The sequence below is a fragment of the Mesorhizobium sp. B2-4-6 genome (assembly GCF_006442775.1).
In the GTDB taxonomy this organism is placed as follows: Bacteria; Pseudomonadota; Alphaproteobacteria; order Rhizobiales; family Rhizobiaceae; genus Mesorhizobium.
Window position 1 is genome coordinate 1 of the sequence record NZ_VFVI01000001.1, and the last position, 26,621, is coordinate 26,621.

The following is a 26,621-nucleotide window of genomic DNA, read 5'->3' on the forward strand; positions in this document are numbered from 1 at the left end:
GTGGGCGGCCAGGACTATACCGACAGCATCACGGTGGCCACCGCGGACGGCACCACAAAGGTGCTCACCGTCACCATCCACGGCACCAACGACGCGGCGGTGATCACCGGCACGAGCAGCGGTTCCGTGACCGAGGATGCCGTGCTGACCGTAAACGGCGCTCTGACCGTCGCCGATCCTGACGCCGGCCAGAGCTCGTTCTTGGCGCACAACAGCATCAATCCGATCGCGGGCACATACGGCTCGCTGACCATCGATGCCAGCGGCAACTGGGTCTATACGCTAAACAATCCCGCCGCCAACGTTCAGGCGCTGAACACGGCGGACCACCCGCACGACCAGATTCATGTGACGTCGGCGGATGGTACCGACCATGTCATCGACATCACGGTGAACGGTGCCAATGAGCCCGTGACCAACCATGCGCCGAGCGCCCCGGTGTTCGTCCCGGGCTCGGCCCCGATCGCCGATGGGAATCCTATCGATTTGGGCCACTTCTTGTCTGTGGATCCCGATGCGGGCGATAGTGTCTCCTTTGCAGCTACCTGGAGTGGCTCCGGGACAGTCGCGGTTGCAGCAAACGGAGAACTGACCGCCAGCGTCGGACTAGGAAGCTCGGCAACAGGCACTCTTACTGTCACCGCCACTGATAATCATTCGGCTTCATCGGCTCCACAGTCGTTCACCGTTTGGATCGGCAACGCCAATGGGAGCAACGTCGACAACACGATCACACTGGTAAGTACCGATCCGACTATCGCTGACGGTCGAGCAGGCACGGACAGCGTCACCGGAACCTCTGCCGTCGACTACATCTTCGGTGGTGCGGACAACGACACGATTATTGGAAAGGCGAACGCCGATTGGTTGGTCGGCGGCGACGGTGCCGACCATTTCGTCTACACGGCGGTTGCCGACTCCACCCATGCCGCCTTCGATACCATCCAGGACTTCGTCCACGGGGCGGACAAACTCGACTTCCTGAACGCACTCAATCTGACTGGCACTCCGACCAACTTAGGTGCTTCGACAATGCTTGGCGCGCACAGCGTCGGTTGGACGACGGATGGAACGAACACCGTTGTCTACGCAAATGTCGGTACGTCAGCCGAGGCGATTACAAGCGGTGCGGACGTCATCGAAATCCACCTCCTGGGGATGACCAATCTGAGCAGCGCAGACTTCAATCTGCATGCCTGATCGCAGGAAGACGATGAAGTGGCAGATAAGATGATGCAGGACCATTCTGCGCTTAAGCTTGCCCTCTCCCGTTGCCGCGGCGGTTTCGCCGCGGTGGCGGGGTTCAGCTTCTTCATCAACCTGCTCGTACTCTCGACCTCGATCTATATGCTGCAGGTCTATGATCGCGTGCTGACGGGACGCAGCGTGGAAACGCTCGTCTATCTGACGCTGATTACGACGGCGGCGCTGGCTGCAATGGGCGCGCTCGAATTCTTCCGCTCCCGGCTGCTAGTGCAACTCGGTACCTGGATCGACCGCGTGCTGTCGCCGCAGGTACTGGGCCGCGGGCTTGAGAACGCGTTGCGCGGCTCATCTTACCGCACCGAGGCGCTGCGCGACCTCGCCACGCTGCGCGGCTATCTTGGCGGCGGCGGCATCATGGCGCTGTTCGACGCGCCATGGATGCCGCTCTATCTCGGCTTCATCTTCCTGCTGCATCCCCTGCTCGGACTTCTGGCGCTGGGCGGCGCGATCATCCTGTTCGGCCTCGCCCTTGCCAACAACGCACTGACGGCCAACACGCTCAAACAGGCCAACGCCGCTTCCGCGCGCGCCTACCAGGCGGCGGATGCCGGTTTCCGCAATGCCGAAGTCATCGACGGGATGGGCATGGGCGGCGTGCTCGCCCGACGTTGGGACGCGGCCAATGCGTCCGTGCTCGCGCTGCAGACGACCGCCAGCGACTGGGCCGGCCTGATCAATGCATTCACCAAGCCGTTCAGGATGTTCCTGCAGGTCGCGGTGCTGGGGCTCGGCGCCTGGCTGTCGCTGCGCCATGAAGTCTCGCCCGGCGCCATGATCGCGGCCTCGATCATCATGTCGCGCGCGCTCGCCCCGGTCGAGCAGGCTATCGCAACCTGGAAACAGACGACCGCCGCTCGCGAGGCCTGGCGTCGGCTGGACCGGCTGTTCGAGATGCCGTCGCTGCGCCCGCCGGGCATGGAATTGCCGCGTCCCCAGGGACGGCTCTCGGTCGACGCCGTCACATATATGCCGGCCGGCGCCAAGGAGCCCGTGCTCAAAAACCTCTCCTTCGCCGTTTCGCCAGGTCAGGTGCTTGCGGTGATCGGGCCGTCGGCCGCCGGCAAGTCGACGCTTGCCCGCCTGATCGTCGGCATGCTTTCGCCACAGCAAGGGCGGGTTCGGCTCGACGGTGTCGACGTGTTTGCCTGGAACCGCGCCGATTTCGGCTCCTATGTGGGCTATCTCCCCCAGGACGTCGAACTCTTTCCCGGCACCGTGCGCGAGAACATTGCCCGCATGGAGCAAGGCGATCCGGCCGAGATCGTGGCCGCCGCCCGGATGGCGGGCGTGCACGAGATGATCCTCAGGCTCCCAAATGGCTACGATACCGAGATCGGCGAACAGGGTTCGGTGCTCTCCGGCGGGCAACGCCAGCGCATCGGCCTTGCCAGGGCGCTCTATCGCCGTCCGGCGCTGGTGGTGCTGGACGAGCCGAATTCTAATCTCGATGCCGTTGGAGAAGAGGCGCTGAACCAGGGGATTGCCGCAATGAAGGAGGCAGGCTCGACGGTGATGATCGTCGCCCACCGCCCGTCGCTGATGGTGAACGTCGATTGCGTCCTGGTGCTCAACGAAGGCCAGTCGCAGATGTTCGGCCCGCGCGACGTCGTGCTTGCGCAACTGCGCCGCCCCGAGCAGCAGTCCGCCCCGCCGCAGGTCCGGGTCGTCAGCTCCGAAAGGACCGGGTCGTGACGGAAGCCGCGTTGTCGTTGAAAATGCCGCCGCCACCGCCCGCCTGGCCGGCGGTGAGCGCCCATGTCTTCGGCGGCCTGACTGTCATCGGCCTGCTGTTCGGCGGCTTCGGCCTCTGGGCAGCCACCGCGCCGCTGACGAGCGCGGCGGTCGCGTCCGGGGTGGTGAAGGTCGACAGCAACCGTAAGACCGTACAGCACCTGGAAGGCGGCATCATCCGGGAAATCCTGGTCCGGGAGGGAGACTTGGTCAAGCAGGGTCAGATACTGGTCCGCCTCGACGGGCTCGACGCGGAATCCGACCGCGACGCCGTGCGCGGCGAACTCGATTCCGCGCTCGCCGGCGAAGCCCGCCTGATCGCGCAGCGCGACGGCCTGAAGACAATTCCTTTTTCTGCGGACCTGTCGGCCCGGCGAAGCGAACCGACCGTCGCCGAGGCCATGGCTGGGCAAGAGCGCATCTTCCAGGACCAGGCCAACGTTCAGGCGTCGGAGGTCGAGGTCTGGCAGCAGCGGATCGCCCAATACCATGCCCAGATGTCGGCGCTCGCTGCGAGAGTTGCGGCCTTCGAGATCCAGTTGCCGTCTCTGCGGGAAGAGCTGGCGGACGCCCGCACACTTCTCAAGAAAGGCTATGGGGTGAAGTCGCGCGTGCTCCAGCTCGAACGGCAGGTCATCGCCGCGCAGGGCGAGGCTGACTCGAACCGTGGCAATATAGAAAGCCTACGGCAGCAGATCGCCGAGGCGGACGCGCAGATCGACAATGGCCGGCTCTCCTATGTCAAGAAGGCCGCCGAAGACCTTCGTGACGTCCAGACCAAACGCTCCGAGCTCGAAAAGGCGCTTCAGAAGACCGACGCGCGCGCGGCGCGCCGGGATGTCGTTGCGCCGGAAGATGGGGCGGTAATGAACCTTCGGTATTTCACGCCGGGCGGCGTCGTGCCCCCCGGCGGGGTTATTCTCGATCTGGTTCCCGGCCAGGACAAGATGGTGCTGGACGTCAAGATTCAGCCGCTGGATATCGATGTCGTTCGCCCCGGTTTGCCGGCGACGGTGCGGCTCGTCGCCTACAAGCAGAGAACCACGCCCACGGTGAAGGGCGCCCTTACCCGGGTTTCGGCCGATGCCGAGATCGACGAGCGCAGCGGCGCGACGTTTTTCAGGGGGACGGTCGAGGTGGGTGCCGATGAACTCAAGAACCTCCCGCAAGTGAAGCTATATCCGGGAATGCCGGTGGACGTCTCCGTTGTCACCGGCAAGCGAACCCTGCTCGAATATCTCTTTCAGCCGGTCGCCGACAGTTTCGCTCACGCCTTCAAGGAGGAGTGAAAAGGCCGCCAGCCTCCAGTTGGCATGGCATTCACGACCGCAGCTCCATCGTGCGGGCGCCGCGAAGCGGCGGCGCCCGACGCTCGCTCGCCGACAGGATGCAGTCGCCGGCGGCAAAGGCATCGTCGCCGATCCAGCCGGCGATCTGCTCGAGCAGGCTGGTCTTGCCGGAGCCGATCGCGCTGAGCATCGTCGGATGGCCTTTTGCGAGGGGCAGGGAGATGGGTGCTCCGATTGCCCGGCCGTCTGTCGCGGCGCTGCAGCGCGCCGCGGCGCAGCGGTCCGGGCTTGTCCGGTGCAGATTCGCGTCTGTCGGCCGCGGTGCCGCGCGTCCCTCGGCCGATCTCGGCCCGAGCGGCGTTGCGGCGGAGCATGGCAACCAGCATGCGCGATGCGCCATTCATGGCTTCGCCCAGCGCCAGCCAGGAAGGCCTCGGCCAGCGTTCCTTCCGGCACGTAAGCTCCGTCGAAGCCCAGGCGATTTCCTTGTCTGCCAACGGGTGGGTTCCCGGCGTCGGCTTGCCGTCCGGCTCTGGCTGGTGTCGCTGCTCGCAGCGCGCGCCGGCACCAATTGCGGCGCTCGTGCCGCTCGGAGATCAGGGCGATCATCGATGCCCGCCAGATACAGGCGGCGGAGTGAGCCGCGCCTGTCACGGCCACGTCGCTTGGTCTATCGGTCCTCGACGATCCGCAGATACGCCGCCGTCACGAACAGCACGATGAAGCCGAACAGGATGCGGCGGCCGCCTTCGGGCATTTGCAGGATGGTGAGCAGTGTCGTCAGCACGGTCAGGATCAGCGCGCCGATGATGGTGCCGGCGTAGCCGCCGCGGCCGCCGAAGATCGAGGTGCCGCCGATGACGGCGGCGGCCACGGATGGCAGCACCAGCGGTTCGGCGAGCGACAGCGAGGGCGCCTTGATCAGGCCGATATAGAGCAGGCCGGTGATGCCGGCGAGCAGGCTGGAGAGGACGTAGAGGGCGGTGATGACCTGCCAGTAGCGCACGCCCGACAGTCTGGCGGCGCGTTCATTGTCGCCGACGGCGTAGAGCAGGCGGCCGAAGCCGGTGCGGTTCAGCATGAAGACGATCAGCACCGCCACCGGGACGAACAGCAGAAGCGCATTGGGAAAACCGTAGGTGACGCCGGTGCCCAACCAGCTGAGGAAATCAGGAATCTTGGCGCCGGAGGCGATCACGGTGCGCTGGTAGACCTGCAGGAAGCCGGTGCCGATCAGGCTGGTGCCCAACGTCATGATCAGCGGATGCACGCGGAACACGCCGACGCCGATGCCGTTGACGAGGCCGATCAGCACGGCGGGCAGCATGGCCAGCAGGAAAGCCACCGCCGGATCCTGGTTGACGATCTGCGTCGCCATGATGAAGGCGCTCATCGTTGCCACCGTGCCGACGGAAAGGTCTATGCCGCCGGTCAGCATGGTCATGGTCTGGCAGCCGGCGAGAATCGCCAGCGGGATGGCGAATTTCGCCGTGTTGGCGAGCCAGCGCTCGTTGACGATGCCGGGGCGCAGCACCTGCAGGATCGCCACGAGGATGATCAAAAGGATGATCAGCGGGATGAGCGGCCGGTCCGCCATGAAGCGCTTGATCCGGCGGCCGAACGAGACCGGCTGGGGCAAGGTCGCGATGTCGGTCATGGCGTTGCTCCTGCCGGGCGGCTCCGCATGGTGATGAAGGCGCCGAACATCACGACCGCGACCATGATCGCGCCTTCGATGATCGCGGTGACGTTCGGATCGATGGCCAGAAGCGTCAGGTCGGTGCGCACCAGCCTCAGCACGAAGACGGCGATGATCGGCCCGAGCAGGCCGCCCTTGCCGCCGCCGAGCGCGACGCCGCCCAGCACCACCGCGGCGACGCTGGCCAGCAGATAGGGCCCGGGGATGGGCGCGCCGATGCCGGTGCTGACGGTGAGCGACAGGCCGCCCATCGCCGCGAACAGGCCGGAGAGCGCATAGGCGATGATCCTGGTGCGCGCCACCGGCACGCCGCTCCGGAAGGCGGCGAGCTCATTGCTGCCGATGGCGTATATGGAGAGGCCGAGGCGTGAGCGCCTAAGCGGAATCCACACGATGCAGAGGCAGACGACGAGCAGCACCAGCGCCTTCGGCACCCAGGCGTCCGCCCAATCCGGCAGGCCGGGGATCGGCACGGTGCCGATGACGCTTGCCTTCAGCCATTCGGCGGCGGCGCCGCCGGGGGCGCCCAGCACAAGCAGCGCCGCGCCCTGCAGAACGAACAGCATGGCCAGGGTGACGACGATGTCGGGCACCCGGGTGACGACGATGAGGAGGCCGTTCAGCGCGCCGAGCACCAGCCCCATGGCCAGCACGAAGGGCACGACGAACAAGGCATATTCCTCGCTGGCGCCGTTCATCATCGAGGCGGCGGTGACGCTGGTCAGCGCCATCATGGCGGCGACCGACAGGTCGATGCCGCCGGCGATGACGACGACGGTCTGGGCCGCGACGGCAAAGGCGTAAGGCAGAACCGCGCGCGCCAGCGAACCGAAGTCGCCGCTGCCATAGCCCGGCTGGATCAGCTTGGTGACGACGAAGAGAAAGATCAGCAGGGCGAACAGGCCTGCGACCCAACCCTGGTTGCGGAGAAAGCGGCTCATGACGCGGCCTCCGCGCTGGAACCGGGTTTGACCTCGGCAAGGATGCCGACATCCGCCTTGGCGCCGCGCGGCAGGCCGTAGGCTGCGCGCATCAATGCCGCTTCATCGGCTTGCTCGACCGGGAAAGTGTCGACGACGCGGCCGCCGAAGATGACGATGACGCGGTCGCAGACACGCTGCACCTCTTCCATTTCGGATGTGTAGAACAGCACCGACTTGCCCTGGCCGGCGAGTTCGCGCAGCAGCTTGTAGATCTCCTGCTTGGTGCCGACATCGATGCCGCGCGTCGGATCGAAGCAAAGGATGGTGCGGGCGTTGGCGGCGATCCAGCGGGCGATGGTCACCTTCTGCTGGTTGCCGCCGGAAAGGCGTTGCACCTCGCCCTGGGCGCGGGTGTCGATCTGCAATCTGGCGATGGCGCTGGAAACCACCACCTGCTCGCGGCGCATGCGGATCGGGCCCCATTTGCGCAGCGCGGCGCTGAAGGGCAGCGCGATGTTCTCGCGCACCGAGCGCTGCATGGCCAAGGCCTCGGCGCGGTCGCCCGGCACATAGGCGATGCCGGCCTGGATGGCGTCACTCGGATGCGAGAATTTCACCGGCGCGCCGTCGACGTCGATGGTGCCGCTGGTCGGACGGATCGAACCGGCAAGCGCTGCGAAGAGCTCGTCCTGGCCCTGGCCCTCGAGCGCAAACACGCCAGCGATCTCGCCATTGGCGAGATCGAAGGAGACGTCGTTGAGCTTGGTGCCGAGCTGCAGGTTGCGGACCGACAATCGCGGGCGGCCGCCGCCGGCAACCGCCACATCATTTGCCGCGCGCGCGGTGACGCGTGTCTTCTCGATGCGGGTGCCGAGCATCATCTCGACTATTCTTTCCTCGACGCCCGGCTCGATGTCGACGACACCGACCGTGGAGCCGTCGCGCAGCACGGTGGCGCGGTCGCAAAGCGCGGAGATCTCGACGAAACGGTGCGAGATGAAGATGACGGAGCGGCCGGCATCGCCTTGGCGCCGCACGACCTCGAGCACCTTCTCAGCAAGGTTCGCGGGCAAAGCCGCGGTCATCTCGTCGAGCAGAAGCACGTCGGGTTCGACGGCAAGCGCGCGCGCCAGGTCGAGCACGCGCAGGATGGCCAAGGGGATATGGCGCGCCGTCTCGCGGATATCGAGGTCGGGAATGCCGAGCTCGCGCACCCAGGCGCGGAACGGCTCGACCGGCGTGCCGGTCAGCCGCAGATTGGATAAGACATCGAGATCGGGGATCAGCGCCGGCTCCTGGTAGACCGGCAGCAGTCCGGCGCGGCGGGCGTCGGCGGGCGAGCGGACATCAAGCTGCTGGCCGCGGATCAGGATGCGCCCGGCGTCCGCCTTGATCGCGCCGGTCAGGATCTTCACCAGAGTCGACTTGCCGGCGCCGTTGGCGCCCATCAGCGCATGCACCTCGCCCGGCAATACGGACAGCGAGGCGTTGCGCAACGCGGCAACCGCACCGTAGTTCTTCGCTACGCCTGTGGCGTCGAGGAGGAGGTTGCTGGTCAAAGCTTTCTCGATCCAGAGCGTTTCACCGTTTCATGGAAACGGCGAACCGCTCTATCCTTTTGTTTTACGCAATTCCGGACGGAAAACCGCTCACACTTTTCCTGGAATTGCTCGAGGGCTCAAATTATGCGTGCCAAATCAAATGGCAAGGACGCCAGACCTTGGTCCAGCGTCCTCGCGCTTGCGTCCGGATCAGGCGCTTATTCGCCCGGGCCCTTGCAGGCTACAATCTGCTCCTTGGTGTAGGTCGTCCAGTCTGGGATCGAGATCGAGACCGGCCATTCGGGGCTGAGCGAGGGATCCACGACGCTCTTCAGCTTGGCCTTGCCTTCGTCGGTGGCGTTTTCCCAAAGCTGCGGCTCGACCAGCACGGTCTGCTGCGCCGGTTTCTTGCCGTCGAGGATCTGCAAGGCGAGCGTTACGCCGGCGCCGCCGATCGAGCCGGGATTGGTGACCGCGGCACCGACCAGGCCCTTGACCGAGCTGAGCTGGCCGACGAAGCCGGCATTGTCGGCGCCGACTACAGGCACCATCGGCGCCTGCTGCTCGACCAGCGCGTCGACAATGACGTTGTCGATGCCAGAGGTCCAGATGCCGTTGATCGGGGTGCCGGTGGCGAGGAAGGACAGGATCTGCTGCTTGGCCTGGTCCTGCTGCCAGCCGGTGAAGACTTCCTGCGCGACCTTCACGTCGGGGAATTCGGCGAGCGCCTTCTTGAAGCCTTTGTCGCGATCTGAGTCGGCCGAAGCGCCGGCGGCGCCGCGCATGTAGAACACCTCGCCCTTGCCGCCCATCTGCTGGAACAGCCACTTGGCGCCGAGATAGGCATATTGTTCCTGGTTGTTGGAGATGATGTAGGCGGACGGCTCGGTCACCGCCTGGTCGACGGCGACGACGACGATGCCGGCCTTGGTGGCTTCCTCGAGGCCGGCCTTGATGCCGGCCGGATCGGCCGGGTTGACGACGATGGCGTCGACCTTGGCGCTGATCAGGTTACGGATGTCCTCGAGCTGGCCGGCGGCGTCGGTGTTGCGGTGGGCGATGTTGAGCTTCGTCACTTCGCCGGATGCGAGCGCCTGCGCCTTCATCGCGCAGATCATTTCCTCGCGCCAGCCATTGCCCTGCACGGTGTTGGAAATGCCGATCGTATACTTGCCGGCGGCGGCCGAAACGCCCACCGAGGCAAGCAAGGCGGCGCCGGCAAGGAGCGAGGCCACGGTCAGATGTCTTTTCATTTCAGTACTCCTCCACATTGATCTTTTCAGTTCAGTTCCAGGGCTCCGACGCGGTCGGAGCCGAGCTTTTCGTCATTTGATGAAGGGGCGCAGCACGTCGCGGGCAAGCAGGAAGCCGCGCTTGACCTTTTCATCCGTCCCCTCGAAGCGCCGGTCCTCATGCTCGATGATGACCGGCCCGTCATATCCGGCCCGGTAGAGGCCCGAAAAAATCCTGCTCCAGTCGATGTCCCCAAGCCCCGGCATGCGCGGCACCTGCCAGCCTATGCCAGCCGAAAGGATTCCGCGCTCGTACAAACCATCATGATCAATCATCAGATCCTTGGCGTGCACATGCAGCATGTTCTTGCCGAACTCGCGGATGAAGCGCTCCTTGTCGATCATCTGCCAGACGAGATGCGAGGGGTCGAAGTTCATGCCGACGTCGCCGCCCCAGGCTTCGAGGATGCGGCGCCAGACATAGGGCGAGTAGGCGATGTTGTGCCCGCCCGGCCATTCGTCATAGCTGAAGATCATCGGGCAGTTCTCGAAGGCGAGTTTTACACCGTGCTCCCGGGCGTGGGCGATGATCGACGGCCAGATTTTCTGCGCGTCTTCCCAGTTGGCGTCGATAGTCTTCGAAGCGTCGCCGCCGCAGAAGGTGTTGACGAGCGGGACCCCCATGCGGGTCGCCAGCACGATCACTTTCTTCAGATGATCGATCACCGCTTCGCGATGCGCCCGGTCGGGATGGAGCGGATTGGGATAGAAGCCGAGGCCGGAGATGGCCAGGCCCTTGCCGGCTAGCTCGGCGGCTATGTCCTTGGCCTGCGCGACCGAGACGTCCACGTCGATGTGGCTGGTGCCGGCGTAGCGCCGGCTGGCGCCGGAAGTCTTCGGCCAGCAGGCGATTTCCAGCGCCTCGAATCCGACAGAGCGCGCCCAGTCGGCGACTTCGCCGAGCGACGTATCCGGAAACGGTGCTGTCAGCAGTCCAAGCTTCATGTTCCCTCCCAGTTGCTAACTATGCAGATCGCGCCGGCTGCTTCAACCGCGCATCGGTTGGCCCAGCGCAGACTTGTCCGACAAAGCCCATCGGATCGCCTGAAAGCAAGCCGTCGAGCCCGGCGACCACATGCGCCCCGAAGATCGCGTTGGCGGCCAAGGACGGGTCGAAGATGGCGTCGATGGCGAGGATCGAACCGACAAGCGCGTTGCTGTCCGCACCGATGCGGTCGGCGATCGCCGCAATTTTCTCGGCAAAGGGGTCGGACACCTGCCAGGCGCGGCCGAAACGCGCGGACGCCTTTATCAGATAGGCCATCCAGCCGGCGACCGCGACCGACAGCAGCGCAATGCTCTCGCCCTTCGCGAGGCGGTCGCGGATCGGGTTGAGCAGGCGCTGCACGATCTTCTGCGAGCCGTCGGTGGCGATCTGGTGGTTGCGATGGCGGATCGCCGTGTTGGCGAGGCGCGAAAGGCTCTGCTCGACATAGGCTGTCGGCGCCATGCCGGGCACGGGCATCAGCGTCGGCAGAGTCTCCTCGGTCAGCATGCGGCGGACGAAGCCTGCCAGAAGCGGGTCGGCGATGGTCTCGAACGTGTGCTCGAAGCCGCCCAAAACGCCGAGATAGCTGAGCGTCGTCTGGGCGCCGTTCAGGGCGCGCATCTTGAGATGCTCGAACGGTGTGACATCGTCGACGAAAGTCGCGCCGACGCGGTCCCAACGCGGGGCGCGGCCGGCGAAGCGGTTCTCGATCACCCATTGGCGGAAGCGCTCGCCCACCGCCACGGCGCCGTCGCGGTAGCCGAAGCGCTTCTCGACGGTGTCGATATCGGCTTCGGTCGTCGCCGGCGCGATGCGATCGACCATGGCCGAGGGGAAAGCGACATTGGCCTCGATCCAGTCCGCCAGCCTCCTGCCGCGGCGCTCGGCGAAGGTGCGCACGACATTGCCGAGGATAAAGCCGTTGGTGGGGATGTTGTCGCAGGACAGCAGCGTCACCGGCCGGCCATGCGTGGCCATGCGCAGTTCCAGCGCCCTTGCCAGAATGCCTGGCACGCTGCGGGGTGTCTCGGGATTGGCGAGATCGTGCGCGATGTCAGGATGGTCGGGGTCGAGCGCGCCGCTCGACGGAATGTGGCAATAGCCTTTCTCGGTCACCGTCATGGTGACCATCTCGATGTCGGGCGAGGCGAGCACGTCCAGCGCCGGCGCCGCACTTTCCTGGCTGTCGACGACGCGAACGATGCTGCCGATGATGCGCGCTTCGACCTCGTCGTTCTGACGGATCAGCCGCGTGTAGAGGCCGTCCTGGCGCCCTAGCGTGGTGGCCAGCAGGGGAGGGCGGATATTGATGCCGACCAGTCCCCAGCGGTCGAAATCCTTCGCCAGCAGATCGTCGGTGTATTCGGCCTGATGGCAACGGTGGAAGGCGCCGACGCCGATATGGGCGATCCCGGGCTTCAGCGCGGCGCGGTCGTAAGCCGGTTTGCGCACCTCCGACGGCACTCGGCCGAGCAGGGCAGGGCCGAGCTTCTCGGCGCTCACCGGTTGGCTCCGATCACCCATTGCTCCTGGTCGATCAGCGCGCCGGTCATCGGGCCGGCCGCGTCGGAAAGCAGGAAGACGGCAAGGTTGGCTATGTCGGTGACGGAGAACAGCCGGCCGAAGGGCTGCGTCGCGTTCGCGGCGTCGAGCCAGCCCGGACCCTGGCCGAGCGTCTCGGCCTGCATGGTCCGTTCCGCCGGCGTGTCGGTCCAGCCGACATTGATGCCGTTGACGCGGATGCGGTCGAAGCGGTGGGCGTTGGCGGCGTTCTTGGTCAGCGTCGCCAGCGCGCCCTTGGTGGCGGAATAGACGGCAAGCTCCGGCGAGCCGCAATGCGCGTTGATCGACAGGATGTTGACGATCGAGCCGCCTTGACCGCGGTTCTTCATGTCGGCGATCGCCGCCTGCATCAGGAAGAAAGGCGCGCGGGCATTGACGGCAAACAGCGACGACCAATCGTCGAGCGTGGCGTCGACGAAAGAGGCGCGATCGGTCAGCCCGGCGGCATTGACCAGGCCGTCGATGCAGCCGAAACGTTCGATGCAGGCCTGCGCCAGCCGCGCCGGGGTTTGCGGATCACCGAGGTCGGCGGAAGCGAAGGCGGTAGCGGTGCCCATGGCCGAGAGCTCTGCCGCGGCAGCGTCGCCACGTTCCTGGTCACGGCCGGTGATCAGCAGTCCGGCGGCGCCGGAACGCGCGGCGATCTCGGCGATCGCGCGGCCGATGCCTTGCGTCGCGCCGGTGACCAGCACCACCTTGCCGTCGAGACGAACCTCCATTCCTCCTCCCGGAACAAAGTTTCCATTTTTTAAAATATGGAACGATGGTTCTCTTTAGTCAATCGTGCTAGAGCGGTTCGCCGTTTTCATGGAACCGGTGAACCGCTCTATCTCCTTGTCTTTCGCAATTCCGGACGGAAAACCGCTCACACTTTTCCTGGAATTGCTCTGGTCAACCTGTCCGCTGCGCGACGACGCCGTGGACCAAGGCCATGCCGACCGCGAGCGAGGCGGCGAGCGAACGGAAGCCGCCGAAATCCTGCTCGACCACTTCCAGCCAGGTGTCGGAGAGTTTTACCAGCGGCGAAAAGGTGCTGTCGGTGATGGCGACGATGCGGGCCTTGCGCTCATGCGCGACGGCGACGAGGTCGGGCGTGATCGAATTGTAGGGGCTGAAGGAGACGGCCAGCACCGCGTCGCGCGGCGTGATGCAGCCGACCTGGTCGAGCGCGGTCGAGCCGACATTGTCGACCAGCACGTTGCGCACGCCCTGCTGTGAGAGCGTCAGCGACAGATAGGTGGTGACGGGGAAGGCGCGCTTGCTGCCGATGACATAGATCAGCTCCGCCGCCGCCAGATGGTCGATCATCGTCTCGAAACTCTCGATGTCGACCCCATTGCCGATGCGGCCGAGCGAGGCCTGGCAGGCACCGACCATGCCGTTCAGGAAATGCAGGTTCGCATTGGGCTCCGGGGCTTTTTCCTGGTTGCCTTGTGTATCCGACCAGGAGCCTTTCATGCGGTCCTTGAACAGGACCTGGAAATCGGAAAAGCCGGAATAGCCGAAGATCTGCGCGAAGCGCACCAGGGTCGAGGGCTGCACGCCGGCTTGGTCCGCCACTTGCGCGATCGTGCCCAGAGCCACGTCGCTCGGATGCTGCCAGAGGAAGATCGCGACCTGGCGAAGCCGTTTCGGGAAATGCACGGTGCCTGACGAGAGCACCGCCCGCAGCTCTTCATAGGTTTGCGGCTTGGTGTAGCCAAGTGCCGCCAGCGACCGGCTCCGCTTTCTTGCCGCCGTCTCCAGACTATGGGCGGACCGCTCGTCGGCCGCTTTGCCGCGGCCGCTCATAGGATATGCCTCATCGTGACCCCAACCGTCGGATGCGTCATCCGATCCCTGCCCTCCGGATGCGGTCCGCTGGATCAGGACGACGTTTCGTTGAACCGTCGTCCTGATCCAGCTCGCTGTTGAAGCATGATCTTTTCCGAAAACCGGTTCCCACTTTTCGGGATCATGCTCTAGCTGGACCTGGATCAAACGCTAACGCGGTACAATCGTTTTACAAACCAAAAAATAGAAATATCATTCGAAAACAACTGCGGTCGGTCCGATAAACATCGGCGGCGACCGGCACATCGAACTTGGGAGAATATTCGCAATCATGGTCTATGCAACCGCCGACGGTACGTCGCGTCAACGTCTCCGGGTCGGCATGGTCGGAGGCGGCCGCAACGCCTTCATCGGCGCCGTGCATCGGCTGGCCATGCGGCTGGACGACCAGATCGCGCTGGTTGCAGGCGCGCTGTCCTCGGATCCGGAGAATGCGATCGCCTCCGCCGCGGAGATCGGCATCGCGCCCGAACGCAGCTACGCCGACTACCGCCCCATGGCGAAGGCCGAAGCGGCACGGCCGGACGGCATCGAGGCGGTGGTCATCGTCACGCCCAACCATCTGCATGCGCCGGTCGCCACCGCCTTCCTCGAAGCCGGCATCGACGTCATCTGCGACAAGCCGCTGTCGACGACGCTTGAAGAGGCGCAAGCGCTGGTTGCGCTGACCAAAGCGAAGAAGCGCCGCTTCGTCGTCACACTCAACAACACCGGCTACGCCATGGTGCGCCAGGCGCGCGAGATGGTAGCGGCGGGTGAACTCGGCCGGGTCGTGTCGGCGCACAGCGCCTATATCCAGGACTGGCTGACCAAGCCGATCGACGCCGAGGGCCAGAAGCAGGCGGAATGGCGCACCGATCCGGCGCGCGCCGGCCAGTCGGCGGTGCTCGCCGATATCGGCGTGCATGCCTTCAACCTGGCGAGCTTCATTTCCGGTTTCGAAGCCGAGGCGGTTAGCGCCGACCTCTTCACCGCCGTGCCGGGCCGGCGGCTCGACGACAATGCGCATGTGCTGCTGCGCTGGGCGGGCGGGGCGCGCGGCACGATCCTCGCCAGCCAGACTTCGCCCGGCCACTACAACGACCTCTCGGTGCGCATCTATGGCGAGAAGGCCGGGCTCGAATGGTCTGGATCGCGGCCGGAGGAGTTGCGCTTCTCGCCCTATGGCGAGGAAACGCGCATGCTGGTGCGTGGCGGCCATGGCTCGACGGCGGAAGCGCGGCGCGTCTCGCGCATGCCGGCCGCCCATCCGGAAGGCTATATCGAGGCCTTCGCCAATTTCTACCGTGACGCCGCCGACATTATTCGCGCGCACCGCTCGGGTGGCACGGTCGATCCGGCGCGCGTGGCGCAGATCCCAGATGTGGTCGATGGCGCGCGCGGCGTAAAGTTTGTCGCCGCCGCGGTGGCGTCGAACGCGGCTGGAGGCGCGTGGACGCCGGCGCGGTTCGGGTGATTACCCCTTGATCGCCGAGCCCGTGACGCTGCACGACACCGACGTCATCTACGGCGTCTACCGCGAACGCATGATCGAGGCGCAGAAGAAGCACCTGCCGACCTTCCAGGCGACCATGCGTGGGGAATGAGTGATTGCCATGGGCGGCGCCTCCAGCGCCGCCCATGAGCCATTCAAAGCCGGCGCCGCCTCGGCGTGGAATGCTTCGGCGGCGTGTCGTTCTCGTCGGGATTGGGGATCGGCTCCTCGTCAGGCAGCCGATCCGGATCCGGCTCGCGCACCGGCTTCGGTTCGGGGATGGGCGGCGTGGGCACTGGCGTGGGAGCCGGGTCCGGATTGGGGAGAATGGCCATCGCGTTTCCTTCCGCCGGTGCTCTGCTGCGATCCCAACAAGCGGGATGTCCTGCCCGACCTGAAATGATGAAGGTGATCGCCGCGCTCGGACGCTTCGTCGGGGGCGATCGGCGGCACAGGCTGACAGAACGGTCGCGCCTGCGGATGGTTCCAACACGATCGGGCCGCGCGATGGCGGCAGATGACGATCAAATGATTCTACGTGCCTGTTTCGGCTCTTGCCGGCGTCGGTCGGCGCCTTAAATCCCGTTGTGGACGGGGGCCATCTGCCGACACAGGAGACGGCCGTGAAGCACCAAACCCTTGACCAGATCAATGCCGTTGCCGACGTTCATGCCGAAGCACCGGCTCTCATCGCCAATCGCGGCCAGCGCCTTGAACGCTGGGCGCAACTTCTGGAGGATAGTCCGAGCCGCCGCCTCACGGCGCTGGCAGGCACCGAATACGCCGCACCCGACGTGCGTGAAAGAATGCGCACAGACGGATCGGCGATCACCATCGCTTTCGAGGACCCGATCTTTCGCGCGCAAGGCTTGCGCGACGACACTTACGGCGAAGCCAAGCGCTTTTTCGAGATGAGCGACTGGCAGTTGCATGAGGTCGTCTGCCATTGCCATGTCGGCGCCAACATGCCGGCCCGCTGGGCGGCATCGCGCGTGCGGGCGGCGATCTCGCCAGGTGCGGGCATTCTTGCTTGGCTGAGAGCGGTGTTCATGCGTTAGAGCGGTTCACCGTTTTCATGGAAACGGCTTTCCGCTCCACCGCTTTGTCCGACGCAATTCCAGACGGAAAAACGTGGGCGCTTTCTCTGGAATTGCTCTAGCGCTGGCCGCGATGCCCGCGATCGCGACCGTTCAAGACCTCGATGGGAATGACGGAGACGTGGCGGGGCTCCGCGCTCCCTTTTGTTCAGCGATCGATTTGTTCAGCGATCGATCTCGCCGAACACGATGTCGAGCGAGCCGATGATCGCCGCGACATCGGCCACCATGTGCCCGCGCGACAGGAAATCCATGGCCTGGAGATGGGCGAAGGACGGTGCGCGTATCTTACAGCGATAGGGAACGTTGCTGCCGTCCGAAACCAGATAGACGCCGAACTCGCCTTTCGGCGCCTCGACCGCGGCATAGACCTCTCCGGGCGGCACGCGGTGGCCTTCGGTATAAAGCTTGAAATGATGGATGGTCGCTTCCATCGAGCGCTTCATGGTGGTGCGCGGCGGCGGCGTGATCTTCTGGTTCGGCACGGCGACGGGACCTTGGCCATCCGATGAGCGCAGCTTTTCCAGGCACTGCCGCATGATCCGCACCGACTGGCGCATCTCTTCCATGCGCACCAGATAGCGATCATAGCAGTCGCCGTGCTTACCGATGGGGATGTCGAAATCCATTTCGGAATAGCATTCATAGGGCTGCGCCTTGCGAAGGTCCCAGGCGGCGCCCGAGCCGCGCACCATGACGCCGGAGAAGCCCAGGCCCCAGGCGTCGTCGAGCGAGATCGCGCCGACATCGACATTGCGCTGCTTAAAGATGCGGTTGTCGGTGAGCAGGCCCTCGAGATTGTCACAGGCCTCCAGGAACGGATCGCAGAAATCCCAGATGTCATCCAAGAGCTGACCCGGCAGATCCTGGTGGACGCCGCCGACGCGGAAATAGTTCGCATGCATACGGGCGCCGGAGGCGCGTTCATAGAACACCATCAGCTTCTCGCGTTCGGCGAAACCCCATAGCGGTGGCGTCAGCGCGCCGATATCCATGGCCTGCGTGGTGACGTTGAGAAGATGCGACAAGAGCCGCCCGATCTCGCAAAACAGCACGCGGATCAGTTGGCCGCGCCGGGGGACGGACAGTTCGAGCAGCTTTTCGGCGGCAAGGCAGAAGGCATGCTCCTGGTTCATCGGCGCGACATAGTCGAGCCGATCGAAATAAGGCAGAGCCTGCAGATAGTTCTTGTATTCGATCAGCTTTTCTGTGCCGCGGTGAAGCAGGCCGATATGCGGATCGGCACGGTCGACGATTTCTCCGTCCAGTTCCAACACCAGCCTGAGCACGCCATGCGCCGACGGGTGCTGCGGCCCGAAGTTGAGCGTGAAATTACGGACCGCGGCTTCGGTCATGACGACCTCGCAAGAGTGAGTATCGAAGGCGGACCGCGGCCCGTCAGCCGCCGTCCAGCCGGGTCATGCCGTCGTCTGGATGATCAGGGTCAGCGTGCCGTCGCCGTCGATGTTGGCTGCGACGACCTGCGAGGAATTCAATCCGTTCGCATGCAGAACCGACGTCGCCTCGGGCGAAGCGTCGACCGAACTCTGCAGCTTGGCCAGTTCCTTGGCGGTCGTCCTGGTGACGATGGCCTCGGCCTGCGCCTTCACTTCCGAAGGCAAATCCTCGAATGCGACCACGACAATATTGGTGACGTTCTGGCCGGCATTGTCCTCGCCAGGCTGGGCCTGGTCGGGGGCGGGCTGCTGGGCCGGCGGCAGGGCTTGCGGCGGCTGCGGATCGGCGCGTTGAGCAGAAGTGGGCTGCGCCAATGCCATTGCCGACAGCGTCAGGACTATCGTCAACATGCGCATCGTCTTTCCTTTCCATCTGGAAACCTGACGACACAACCCCCGGAGCCGGACGATGGTTCCCGCGCATTCGCCGTACGGCAACTCAAAGGGCGCGCATTGTACGGAAGGTCACCGAATAGCGGTGGTATTCGACCGGTGGGATGGAGTGTTCCCACTCGTTTCGCGCCGGTCCGGCCATGAGATAGAGCGATCGCGGCTCGACCTCGATCGTTTCACGGTCCCATGCCGCGCCGTTCTTGCGGCGCAGCCGGAAGCTGCAGGGCGCGAGCAGCGAAACGCCGGCGACCAGTTCGAAATGAGGCTTGTCCCGGTGCCAGCCTATGCCGGCGCCCGGGCGATACTCATTGATCAGCACTTGCGCGAATTCGGTGGCCGGGACCGCCGCGAAGGCGGCAACCTTGGCGCGAAGCGGCAGCAGGAAGTCCGGAATCGGCGGCGCTTCGAGCACCTGGCGGCGCTCATAGTCATAGCGCAGGCCGAAGCCGACGACCTGCCTGTTGGCAAGATGGCCATGAAAATCGAACGGTTTGAAAGGCAGGCCCTGGATATGACGGACCAGCTCGTGTTCTTCGTCGCGGGTAATCAGGCCCGGCTGGTAGGAGAAACCTTCGGGCGCGGGCGGCAGGCTTGCGGGCGCACCGAAGAGATCGCCCTGGAAATCGTCGTCGCCGGCTCGGCTTTTCAATGAAGTCATGCGGCTCAGATAGGTGATCGGAGCCCCTGTGCAAGCCGGCGCGGCGGAACCGCGCGGCGCACGACGAATTAAGAGTTGGAAGCAGGAGCCTGCACGTGCCTTCCACCGCGATCCGGAATATCCACTACGATCCGTCGAAGCGGGTCCTTTCGGTATGGTTCGTCCCGACTGGCAAGCGCTATGACTATGAGGACGTAGGACCCGAGGTCTACACGGCTTTCAAAGCGGCTTTCTCAAAAGGGCAGTTCTTCAACGAATTCGTGCGCGACCGTTTCAGATATCACCTGGTCGAGCATAAAGGCTCGGCCTGCTCCGAAAAAATATAGAAATCAATCAAGTTAAATGGCGGAGAGAGCGGGATTCGAACCCGCGTTACGGTTTCCCGTAAACACACTTTCCAGGCGTGCGCCTTCAACCACTCGGCCACCTCTCCGTCTTAGCATCTCGCGTCGGCCGGTTTCGCCGCGCGGGTTGGGGAGATGCTCCCGTGGGAAGTCCTCAACGGACATCTGGTGCCTTCAACCGGCGGGCAACCTTCCCGGCACCGCTAGCCGTCTAGGCAAACAGGCGCGGGGCTCATCTAGTCGATCCGAAAGCGAATGCCAAGCCATATTGGCGTTGCCGTGGCTTTTGCCGTGTATGGCGCAAAGGCGGGTTCGGGAGGGCGATGCGTTCGAATGATGTGTACAGGCCGATCGTGGCGCGCCGGTGATGCTTGACTTCGGCTGCGCCCGGCTGTCGACTGCCGTTAATCATGCAATCCCGGTGAACGGTTGCGGGCTTTCCCTGGAATTGCCGGTTCGGTTTTGCAATCCCGACGAAAGCCGGTAGGCGGCCTTCCTGGAATTGCTTGGGCGAGGGGCATCGTCCCGACATGGCATCGATCGACCAGCAACCCGTGGGGCGGCCGGACAGCGGCCTGTCCTTCATCCCGATGGCGTGGCTCGTCATCGTCATGGGACTGGCGGCCTACGGGCTGATCGCAAACTGGCGGCTGATCGGCGACTTCAGCCTGCCGGAAAATGCATTCTTTCTCATTTATGGCGGCTTGACCGGCGGTGTGATCACCATCCTGTGGGGATTGTACCTGCTTGGCCTTGCCTTCAACCGCTCGGCCCGCTTTCCGCGCCATTACACGATCTGGCAGGTCGCCATCATCGTCTGGCTCGTCGTGCGCCAGGCCTATGTGTTTTACAGCTTCGCCTTCTCGGCCGAAGCGCTGGGCTTCACCGTGGCCGAGATCGCCATCGGCCTGCTCTGCATCTATCTCCTGCGCAACGGGGCCGGCGCGGACACGATCTACGCCAATCCGGAGACCGAGCGGCCGCCGGTCTTCGTCTCGATCCTTGCCGCGCTGCTCGGCATCATCCTTGGCGGCGCGATCGGCGCCTGCGCCGGGTTCTTCGCCGGCTCGCTGATCGCGGACCTGACGCATATGAGCTGCTTCGAGGGCGCCTGCGGATTTTTCGCGGCTTTTGTCGGCCTGGGCGGCCTGATCGTCGGCGCGATCGCCGGCGGTATTTTCGCCGTCTGGCGGGTGAATCGGCGCGGACCGGCGCGGGCTCGCTAATTTCACGGGCCGCGATTGCGCGGGAACCACGCACGCTCTATGTCGATTGCGGGGTAGACGGAGAGCGTCGATGTTGCGTTTCATCTTTCGGCTGGCAGCCATGGTTGCGCTGTCGATTGCCGTCATCATGGCGGTGATCGACACGACACGCTCGGTCGCAGCGTCGTCGCTGGTGATGACGCCGCTCAATGCGAGCTGGCTCGCGGTGTCGCCCGATACCCGCGCGGCTTTCGAGACTTTCGTGCGCGCCAGGGCAAACCCTCTGGTCTGGGACGGCGCGGTCGCCTGGGTGCTCGCGCAACCTGGTTTCGCGGTGTTCGCGGTGCTTGCCTTGCTGCTCTACGCCATCGGCTACCGGCGCAAGCGCCGCGGCGCGGAATTCGCTCCAAGCCCTTGAAGGCTTTTGTTCTGACGCAATTCCGCACGCAAACCGCAGCACATTTTTCCTGAGATTGCTTTTAAGAGACGTGCCGGATCGCCGGTAACCGCTTTTTCCAACAGGTCAAAATTCCACGTGAATTTTGTTTCGCGCCGTGCCAGATTGACCGGGAGCGGGAGGGGTCAAACACTTCCTGCCTGGCGCCGCAAGCCCGCCGGAGAACCGGGCGCGCAGGCGGTGCAAAAACGGAAAAATAACCGACAGGGTGTGGATCACATGAAACGTATCGTTCTCGGCCTTCTGGCCGCAACCGCAATGGTTCTTCCGGCTTCCGCCGCGGACGTGCAGCCGGCCATCCTCTACGATCTGGGCGGCAAGTTCGACAAATCCTTCAACGAGGCCGCCTATAGCGGCGCCGAGAAGTTCAAGAAGGAAACCGGCGTCGCCTATGTCGAATTCGAAGTCTCCAACGCCTCGCAGCGCGAGCAGGCGCTGCGCCGCTTCGCCGAGGACGGCCGCAACCCGATCGTCATGGCGGGCTTTGCCTGGGAGGACGCGCTGAAAGCGGTCGCGAAAGATTATCCCGACCTCAACTTCGCCATCATCGACGATGCCGTCGACCTGCCCAATGTCCGCTCGCTGGTGTTCAAGGAGAACGAAGGCTCCTACCTCGTCGGCATCTTGGCGGCGATGGCGTCGAAGTCGAAGAAGGTCGGCTTCGTCGGCGGCATGGACATCCCGCTGATCCGCAAGTTCGAATGCGGCTATGTCGGCGGCGCCAAGTCGGCCGGCGCGACCGATGTCATCCAGAACATGACCGGCGATACGCCGGCCGCCTGGAACGACCCGGCCAAGGGCGGCGAGATCGCCAAGACGCAGATCGATCAGGGCGCCGACGTGGTCTATGCCGCTGCCGGCGGCACCGGCGTCGGCGTGCTGCAGGCGGCGGCGGATGCCGGCAAGCTCGGCGTCGGCGTTGATTCCAACCAGAACGGCCTGCAGCCCGGCAAGGTGCTGACCTCGATGATGAAGCGCGTCGACGTTGCCGTCTACAACACCTTCATGGACGGCAAGAACGGCACCTTCAAGGGTGGTCTGGAGAATCTCGGCCTCAAGGAAGGCGGCGTGGACTACGCCATGGACGACAACAACAAGGCGCTGGTGACCGACGAGATGAAGGCGGCCGTCGAAAAGGCCAAGGCCGACATCATCTCCGGCAAGGTCCAGGTGCACGACTACACCGCCGACAACGCCTGCCCCTATTGATCGGCAGCTGAAGCGGAGCGGTTCAGTGATTGAACCGCTCTAACTTTTGTTTTCACGCAATTCCGGACGGAAAACCGCCACGCACTTTTCCGGGAATTGCTCTGGGGTTCGAACCGCCGGGCCAATGCCCGGCGGTTTTGTTTTGGAGACGGTACGATGCGACCGGCAATCGAAGCCATGGCCGAAGGCGACGTCGAGCCAATGGCGCGGCTTCGGCTCAAGGCTTTCTTTGAGGGTACGGATCGGACCCTCGACGAGGACATGGCCGGGCTGCGCGGGCTGATCGCCGGCGACGGCTTCGAGGCGGCCTTTGTCGCCCGCGCCCGCGACCGGCCCGTCGGGAGCTGCCTGCTCGTCCGCGACGAAATCAGTTCACCGCACGACCTGGCGCCATGGCTGGCCGGACTGATCGTCGAGGAAGCCTATCGAAGCGGCGGTGTCGGCACGGCGCTGGTCAGAACCGTCGAAGCTCGTGCCACTTCGGCCGGTGTCGGCAAGCTCTATCTCTACACATGGCAGGCGCGCGGCTTCTACGAGGCGCTTGGATGGACGGCGGTCGAGACCTTCGAGCAGGACGGCGCGCCGATGCTTCTGATGTCGAAGTCTCTGCTTTGACGCAATTCCGGACGGAAGGCTACGACAAAGGCGCCGAGCCCAACCGCCCCGCACTTTTCCTGGAATTGCTTTTATAGCGTGCCGGCGAGATAGCCGAGCGCAAAGGCCGCCACCAGGGCAAGCGCGATGACGAAGCCCAGCCTGCCGCCAAGCGAATGCAGGCCGATGCCGTAGGGCTTGCGCTCGAGCCGGTGGATCATCGGTGGCGGCGCTTCCGTCTCCGGGACGGCTACGCCGGCCAGCCGCGTCTGCATCTGCGGCAGTTCGGCAAGGCGTTGCGTGACCAGTTCCCAGCGATCGCCACGCCCTTCAGGCTCCTCGGGATCGAAGGCGCGCAAACGTTCGGCCAGCCACAGCACCGTGTCGCGAAAGGCGGGATCGATCTCGAGGTCGCGCTCGGCGCGGGCGCGTTCCCTGTCGTTCATCAAGCCAAAGACATAATCGCCGGCTCGAGCGACGCGGTCGCTTTCACTGGACATGGCCGTCTTTCCCCATGGCCTCACCAATGCGGCGGCTTGGTCACCGGCACATCGGAGGCGGTCTGCTCCTCCAATTCCAGGAAGCGGTCGGTCAGGGCTGCGAGCTTGCGCTCCATGCGCTCGATCACCTTCCACTGTTCGGCGATCTGGCCGGACAGCTCCTCGATGGTCTTCTCCTGCTCGGCGGCGCGGATTTCCAACGTCGTCAGCCTATCGTCAGGCATGGCCATGCAAAACCGATCCTTGCGAATGTGTAGCTCTGTTGGTTTTCGCAGGTTCAGATCGCAAAACCGTGGGATACTTTTGCGGAACCTGCTCAGGTTCGAAATTGACAAGGACGCGGGGATTTGTCGAGAGTGAACGGCCGATTGGCATAAGCGGGGCATCATGCTAGGCATTTTGACCAAGCGATAAAAAAATAACAGTGGGAACAGGCTGCATGGCGCAAGCCGCAATCGAGCTCATAGGCATCAACAAGAGCTTTGGCGCGGTGCGCGCCAACCGCGACATCAACCTGGAAGTCGCGCGCGGCACGATCCACGGCATTGTCGGCGAGAACGGCGCCGGCAAGTCGACGCTGATGTCGATCCTCTACGGCTTCTACCAGGCCGATAGCGGCGAGATCCGCGTCGGTGGGAAGCCGGTGTCGATCAACACCTCCAACGACGCAATCGCGCTCGGCATCGGCATGGTGCACCAGCACTTCATGCTGGTCGACAATTTCACGGTGCTGGAGAACATCATCCTCGGCGCCGAAAACGATGCGCTGTTGAAGAGCAGCATCGCCAAGGCGCGCTCCGAGCTTGACCGGCTGGAGCGCGAATACGGCCTCGAGGTCGATCCCGACGCCGTCATCGAAGAGCTGCCGGTCGGCCTGCAGCAACGCGTCGAAATCCTCAAGGCGCTCTATCGCGGCGCCGAGATCCTGATCCTTGACGAGCCGACGGGCGTGTTGACGCCGGCCGAGGCCGATCACCTTTTCCGCATCCTCAAGCAATTGAAGGAGCAGGGCAAAACGATCGTGCTCATCACGCACAAGCTGCGCGAGATCATGGCGATCACCGACACGGTTTCGGTAATGCGCCAAGGCACGATGGTGGCGACCCGGGTAACGAAGGAAACCACGGTCGGCGAATTGGCCGAACTGATGGTCGGCCGGCGGGTGTTGCTCAGGGTCGAGAAAGGCCAGTCGGAAGCCGGCGCGGTAAAACTCTCGGTCAAGAACCTGACGGTCAAGGATTCGCGCGGCGTCACCATGGTCGACAATGTCTCCTTCGACGTGCGCGGCGGCGAGATCGTCGGGATCGCCGGCGTTGCCGGCAACGGCCAGTCCGAGCTGCTCGAGGCGATCTCCGGCATCCGGCATGCGGTTTCCGGCGAGGTGATGCTCGACGGCAAGCCGATCGACCTCACCGGCAAGGCCGATCCCGGCGAACTACGCGACCGCGGTCTCGCCCATGTGCCGGAAGACCGTCACCATGTCGGACTGGTGCTCGCCTTCGAGGAAAACGAGAACTCGATCCTCGGCTATCACGACGACGAGCGCTATTTGAAGGGGCCGTTCCTCGACATCGATGCCATCATGGCCGACGCCAAGGACAAGATCGAGAAATACGACATCCGCCCCGGCAATCCGCGCCTCAAGACCGCCAATTTCTCCGGCGGCAACCAGCAGAAGATCGTGCTGGCACGGGAAATGGAACAAGACCCCGGCGTGCTGATCGTCGGCCAGCCGACGCGCGGCGTCGATGTCGGCGCCATCGAATTCATCCACAAGCGGCTGATCGCCATGCGCGACCAGGGCAAGGCGGTGCTGGTGGTCTCGGTCGAGCTCGACGAGATCCGCTCGCTCTCCGACCGCATCCTGGTGATGTTTGCCGGCCGCGTCGTCGGCGAGCGCGGCCCGGACGCGACCGAAGGCGAGCTTGGGCTGTTGATGGCCGGCGTCGAGCACCAGGAGGCCGCCGAATGAGCACGCCTTACGCCAAATTGCCGGCCTGGGCCGACTATGGGTTGATTCCGTTGATCAACTTATCGGTCGCCTTCATCGTCGCCGGCTTCGTCGTCATGCTGGTCGGCGAAAACCCGTTCCGCGCCGCCGTCATCCTGGTCGAAGGCGCCTTCGGCAAGGGCACAGGCATTGCGTTCACTTTGTTTTACGCCACGACCTTCATCTTCACTGGACTGTCGGTGGCGGTGGCGGCGCATTGCAGCCTGTTCAACATCGGCACCGAGGGCCAGGCCTATATAGGCGGCCTCGGCATCGCGCTCGTGTGCCTGAGTTTCGACAGCACTTTGCCCTGGTGGGCGATCTTTCCGATCGCGATCGTGGCCGCGGCGGCGTTCGGCGCGCTTTGGGGGCTGATCCCCGCCTATCTGCAGGCCAAGCGCGGCTCGCACATCGTCATCACCACCATCATGTTCAACTTCATCGCCGCCTCGGTGATGGTCTACCTGCTGGTCGGCCCGCTGAAGCCGGCCGGCTCGCAGGCGCCGCAGACGCGCAATTTCCTCGCCGGCGCCGAATTGCCGAAGCTCAACTGGATCATCGAATTGTTCGGCGCCAAGATCCGGTCCGCGCCGCTCAACATCTGCTTCCTGCTGGCGCTGGTCATGGCCTTCCTGGTCTGGCTTTTGATCTGGCGCACCAGGCTCGGCTACGAGATGCGCACCTATGGCCACAGCCCGAAGGCGGCGCGCTACGCCGGCATTTCGGAAACCCGCATCATCATCACCGCGATGATGATCTCGGGCGCGCTGGCCGGCATGATGGCGCTCAACCCTGTCATGGGCGACCAGCACAATGTCGCGATCGATTTCGTGTCCGGCGCCGGCTATGTCGGCATCGCGGTCGCGCTGATGGGCAGGCTGCATCCGGTCGGCATCGTCTTGGCGGCAATCCTGTTCGGCATGCTCTACCAGGGCGGCGCCGAGCTTGCCTTCGAGATGCCGGCGATCAGCCGCGACATGATCGTCATCATCCAAGGGTTGGTCATCCTGTTCGCCGGCGCGCTGGAACACATGTTCAGGCCCTACATCCAGGCGCTGTTCGCCTCGGTCAGTCCGAAATCGGTCGGCATGCAGGCAGTGAACGGGAAGGGGGCCTGA

At 64.4% G+C, this 26,621-nt stretch carries 28 protein-coding genes and 1 tRNA gene; 13 read left to right on the forward strand and 16 right to left on the reverse strand.

The annotated features are described in order from the left end of the window. The 3 genes from FJ957_RS00005 to FJ957_RS00015 form a co-directional block, all read left to right on the forward strand. Window positions 1-1,200, forward strand: a 1,200-nt coding sequence (locus FJ957_RS00005) for a VCBS domain-containing protein (RefSeq protein ID WP_181180457.1), incomplete at its 5' end; no start/stop codon positions are given. A gap of 18 nt (window positions 1,201-1,218) precedes the next feature. Continuing rightward, complete coding sequence (locus tag FJ957_RS00010; protein ID WP_246685738.1) at window positions 1,219-2,958, forward strand: type I secretion system permease/ATPase; 1,740 nt, start codon at window positions 1,219-1,221, stop codon at window positions 2,956-2,958. Beyond that, window positions 2,955-4,286, forward strand: coding sequence for an HlyD family type I secretion periplasmic adaptor subunit (locus FJ957_RS00015; protein ID WP_140827154.1), 1,332 nt, complete (start codon window positions 2,955-2,957; stop codon window positions 4,284-4,286). Before FJ957_RS00010 ends, FJ957_RS00015 begins: the two co-directional genes overlap by 4 nt. Window positions 4,287-4,317: 31 nt before the next feature. Here the strand turns inward: FJ957_RS00015 and FJ957_RS31725 are convergent, their stop codons facing one another. The 9 genes from FJ957_RS31725 to FJ957_RS00055 form a co-directional block, all read right to left on the reverse strand. Next, window positions 4,318-4,476 carry a hypothetical protein gene (locus FJ957_RS31725; protein ID WP_181180458.1) on the reverse strand — a complete coding sequence of 53 codons (159 nt, stop codon included), beginning with the start codon at window positions 4,474-4,476 and terminating at the stop codon, window positions 4,318-4,320. Window positions 4,477-4,956: 480 nt separating this feature from the next. Continuing rightward, a complete protein-coding gene (locus FJ957_RS00020; RefSeq protein WP_140827158.1) occupies window positions 4,957-5,943 on the reverse strand; it encodes an ABC transporter permease in 987 nt (328 codons plus the stop codon). Next, window positions 5,940-6,926, reverse strand: a complete 987-nt coding sequence (locus FJ957_RS00025) for an ABC transporter permease (RefSeq protein ID WP_140827161.1) — start codon at window positions 6,924-6,926, stop codon at window positions 5,940-5,942. Before FJ957_RS00025 ends, FJ957_RS00020 begins: the two co-directional genes overlap by 4 nt. After that, on the reverse strand, window positions 6,923-8,467 hold the full coding sequence (locus FJ957_RS00030) for a sugar ABC transporter ATP-binding protein (protein ID WP_140827163.1): 1,545 nt from the start codon (window positions 8,465-8,467) through the stop codon (window positions 6,923-6,925). The genes FJ957_RS00025 and FJ957_RS00030 overlap by 4 nt, the downstream gene beginning before the upstream one ends. Window positions 8,468-8,667: 200 nt before the next feature. After that, window positions 8,668-9,702, reverse strand: a complete 1,035-nt coding sequence (locus tag FJ957_RS00035; RefSeq protein WP_140642493.1) for an ABC transporter substrate-binding protein — start codon at window positions 9,700-9,702, stop codon at window positions 8,668-8,670. A 72-nt stretch (window positions 9,703-9,774) separates the two neighbouring features. Continuing rightward, the gene (locus tag FJ957_RS00040; protein WP_140827165.1) at window positions 9,775-10,686 is read right to left on the reverse strand and encodes a sugar phosphate isomerase/epimerase; all 912 of its coding nucleotides are present in this window, start codon (window positions 10,684-10,686) and stop codon (window positions 9,775-9,777) included. 19 nt (window positions 10,687-10,705) lie between these two features. Then, window positions 10,706-12,232 (reverse strand): mannitol dehydrogenase family protein, encoded by a 1,527-nt coding sequence (locus FJ957_RS00045; RefSeq protein WP_246685739.1) that lies wholly within the window; start codon window positions 12,230-12,232, stop codon window positions 10,706-10,708. Continuing rightward, window positions 12,229-13,011 (reverse strand): SDR family oxidoreductase, encoded by a 783-nt coding sequence (locus FJ957_RS00050; RefSeq protein ID WP_140827169.1) that lies wholly within the window; start codon window positions 13,009-13,011, stop codon window positions 12,229-12,231. The genes FJ957_RS00045 and FJ957_RS00050 overlap by 4 nt, the downstream gene beginning before the upstream one ends. Window positions 13,012-13,183: 172 nt before the next feature. Continuing rightward, complete coding sequence (locus FJ957_RS00055; RefSeq protein ID WP_140827171.1) at window positions 13,184-14,083, reverse strand: MurR/RpiR family transcriptional regulator; 900 nt, start codon at window positions 14,081-14,083, stop codon at window positions 13,184-13,186. A gap of 313 nt (window positions 14,084-14,396) precedes the next feature. Between FJ957_RS00055 and FJ957_RS00060 the strand changes: the two genes are divergently transcribed. Both FJ957_RS00060 and FJ957_RS32400 read left to right on the forward strand, forming a co-directional pair. Further along, window positions 14,397-15,581 carry a Gfo/Idh/MocA family oxidoreductase gene (locus FJ957_RS00060; RefSeq protein ID WP_140827173.1) on the forward strand — a complete coding sequence of 395 codons (1,185 nt, stop codon included), beginning with the start codon at window positions 14,397-14,399 and terminating at the stop codon, window positions 15,579-15,581. A 7-nt stretch (window positions 15,582-15,588) separates the two neighbouring features. After that, complete coding sequence (locus FJ957_RS32400) at window positions 15,589-15,711, forward strand: hypothetical protein (protein WP_281405135.1); 123 nt, start codon at window positions 15,589-15,591, stop codon at window positions 15,709-15,711. A gap of 43 nt (window positions 15,712-15,754) precedes the next feature. Here FJ957_RS32400 and FJ957_RS00065 read toward each other — a convergent pair whose 3' ends face one another. After that, on the reverse strand, window positions 15,755-15,934 hold the full coding sequence (locus FJ957_RS00065) for a hypothetical protein (RefSeq protein WP_140827174.1): 180 nt from the start codon (window positions 15,932-15,934) through the stop codon (window positions 15,755-15,757). A gap of 288 nt (window positions 15,935-16,222) precedes the next feature. On the opposite strand from FJ957_RS00065, the gene FJ957_RS00070 reads away from it, so the two are divergent. Next, a complete protein-coding gene (locus FJ957_RS00070) occupies window positions 16,223-16,657 on the forward strand; it encodes a hypothetical protein (protein ID WP_140642478.1) in 435 nt (144 codons plus the stop codon). A 203-nt stretch (window positions 16,658-16,860) separates the two neighbouring features. On the opposite strand, the gene FJ957_RS00075 is transcribed toward FJ957_RS00070, so the two are convergent. The 3 genes from FJ957_RS00075 to FJ957_RS00085 form a co-directional block, all read right to left on the reverse strand. Beyond that, the gene (locus FJ957_RS00075; protein WP_140827176.1) at window positions 16,861-18,051 is read right to left on the reverse strand and encodes an NADH-quinone oxidoreductase subunit D; all 1,191 of its coding nucleotides are present in this window, start codon (window positions 18,049-18,051) and stop codon (window positions 16,861-16,863) included. A gap of 63 nt (window positions 18,052-18,114) precedes the next feature. Further along, window positions 18,115-18,504 carry a hypothetical protein gene (locus tag FJ957_RS00080; protein ID WP_246674331.1) on the reverse strand — a complete coding sequence of 130 codons (390 nt, stop codon included), beginning with the start codon at window positions 18,502-18,504 and terminating at the stop codon, window positions 18,115-18,117. An 88-nt stretch (window positions 18,505-18,592) separates the two neighbouring features. Then, window positions 18,593-19,204, reverse strand: a complete 612-nt coding sequence (locus FJ957_RS00085) for an alpha-ketoglutarate-dependent dioxygenase AlkB (protein ID WP_140827179.1) — start codon at window positions 19,202-19,204, stop codon at window positions 18,593-18,595. Window positions 19,205-19,299: 95 nt separating this feature from the next. Between FJ957_RS00085 and FJ957_RS00090 the strand changes: the two genes are divergently transcribed. Beyond that, window positions 19,300-19,530: a KTSC domain-containing protein gene (locus FJ957_RS00090; protein ID WP_140827181.1), complete on the forward strand. Its 231-nt coding sequence runs from the start codon at window positions 19,300-19,302 to the stop codon at window positions 19,528-19,530. Window positions 19,531-19,547: 17 nt separating this feature from the next. Here the strand turns inward: FJ957_RS00090 and FJ957_RS00095 are convergent. Then, a tRNA-Ser gene (locus FJ957_RS00095) sits at window positions 19,548-19,637 on the reverse strand. Between the two features lie 441 nt (window positions 19,638-20,078). On the opposite strand from FJ957_RS00095, the gene FJ957_RS00100 reads away from it, so the two are divergent. The 4 genes from FJ957_RS00100 to FJ957_RS00115 all read left to right on the forward strand — a co-directional run bounded on the left by FJ957_RS00100 (window position 20,079) and on the right by FJ957_RS00115 (window position 23,034). Then, window positions 20,079-20,774, forward strand: a complete 696-nt coding sequence (locus tag FJ957_RS00100) for a DUF2569 family protein (protein WP_140827183.1) — start codon at window positions 20,079-20,081, stop codon at window positions 20,772-20,774. A gap of 70 nt (window positions 20,775-20,844) precedes the next feature. Then, window positions 20,845-21,171 (forward strand): hypothetical protein, encoded by a 327-nt coding sequence (locus tag FJ957_RS00105; RefSeq protein ID WP_140827184.1) that lies wholly within the window; start codon window positions 20,845-20,847, stop codon window positions 21,169-21,171. Between the two features lie 258 nt (window positions 21,172-21,429). Further along, on the forward strand, window positions 21,430-22,419 hold the full coding sequence (locus FJ957_RS00110) for a BMP family ABC transporter substrate-binding protein (protein WP_140827187.1): 990 nt from the start codon (window positions 21,430-21,432) through the stop codon (window positions 22,417-22,419). A gap of 156 nt (window positions 22,420-22,575) precedes the next feature. Next, window positions 22,576-23,034: a GNAT family N-acetyltransferase gene (locus FJ957_RS00115; RefSeq protein ID WP_140827190.1), complete on the forward strand. Its 459-nt coding sequence runs from the start codon at window positions 22,576-22,578 to the stop codon at window positions 23,032-23,034. Window positions 23,035-23,105: 71 nt separating this feature from the next. On the opposite strand, the gene FJ957_RS00120 is transcribed toward FJ957_RS00115, so the two are convergent. Then, window positions 23,106-23,513: a hypothetical protein gene (locus FJ957_RS00120; protein ID WP_140827193.1), complete on the reverse strand. Its 408-nt coding sequence runs from the start codon at window positions 23,511-23,513 to the stop codon at window positions 23,106-23,108. Between the two features lie 20 nt (window positions 23,514-23,533). After that, window positions 23,534-23,743, reverse strand: coding sequence for a SlyX family protein (locus FJ957_RS00125; RefSeq protein WP_127306341.1), 210 nt, complete (start codon window positions 23,741-23,743; stop codon window positions 23,534-23,536). A 209-nt stretch (window positions 23,744-23,952) separates the two neighbouring features. Here FJ957_RS00125 and FJ957_RS00130 point away from each other — a divergent pair, with 209 nt between their 5' ends. Together FJ957_RS00130 and FJ957_RS00135 are read left to right on the forward strand one after the other, a co-directional pair. Beyond that, window positions 23,953-25,485 carry an ABC transporter ATP-binding protein gene (locus FJ957_RS00130; protein ID WP_140827196.1) on the forward strand — a complete coding sequence of 511 codons (1,533 nt, stop codon included), beginning with the start codon at window positions 23,953-23,955 and terminating at the stop codon, window positions 25,483-25,485. Continuing rightward, a complete protein-coding gene (locus FJ957_RS00135; RefSeq protein ID WP_140827197.1) occupies window positions 25,482-26,621 on the forward strand; it encodes an ABC transporter permease in 1,140 nt (379 codons plus the stop codon). The genes FJ957_RS00130 and FJ957_RS00135 overlap by 4 nt, the downstream gene beginning before the upstream one ends.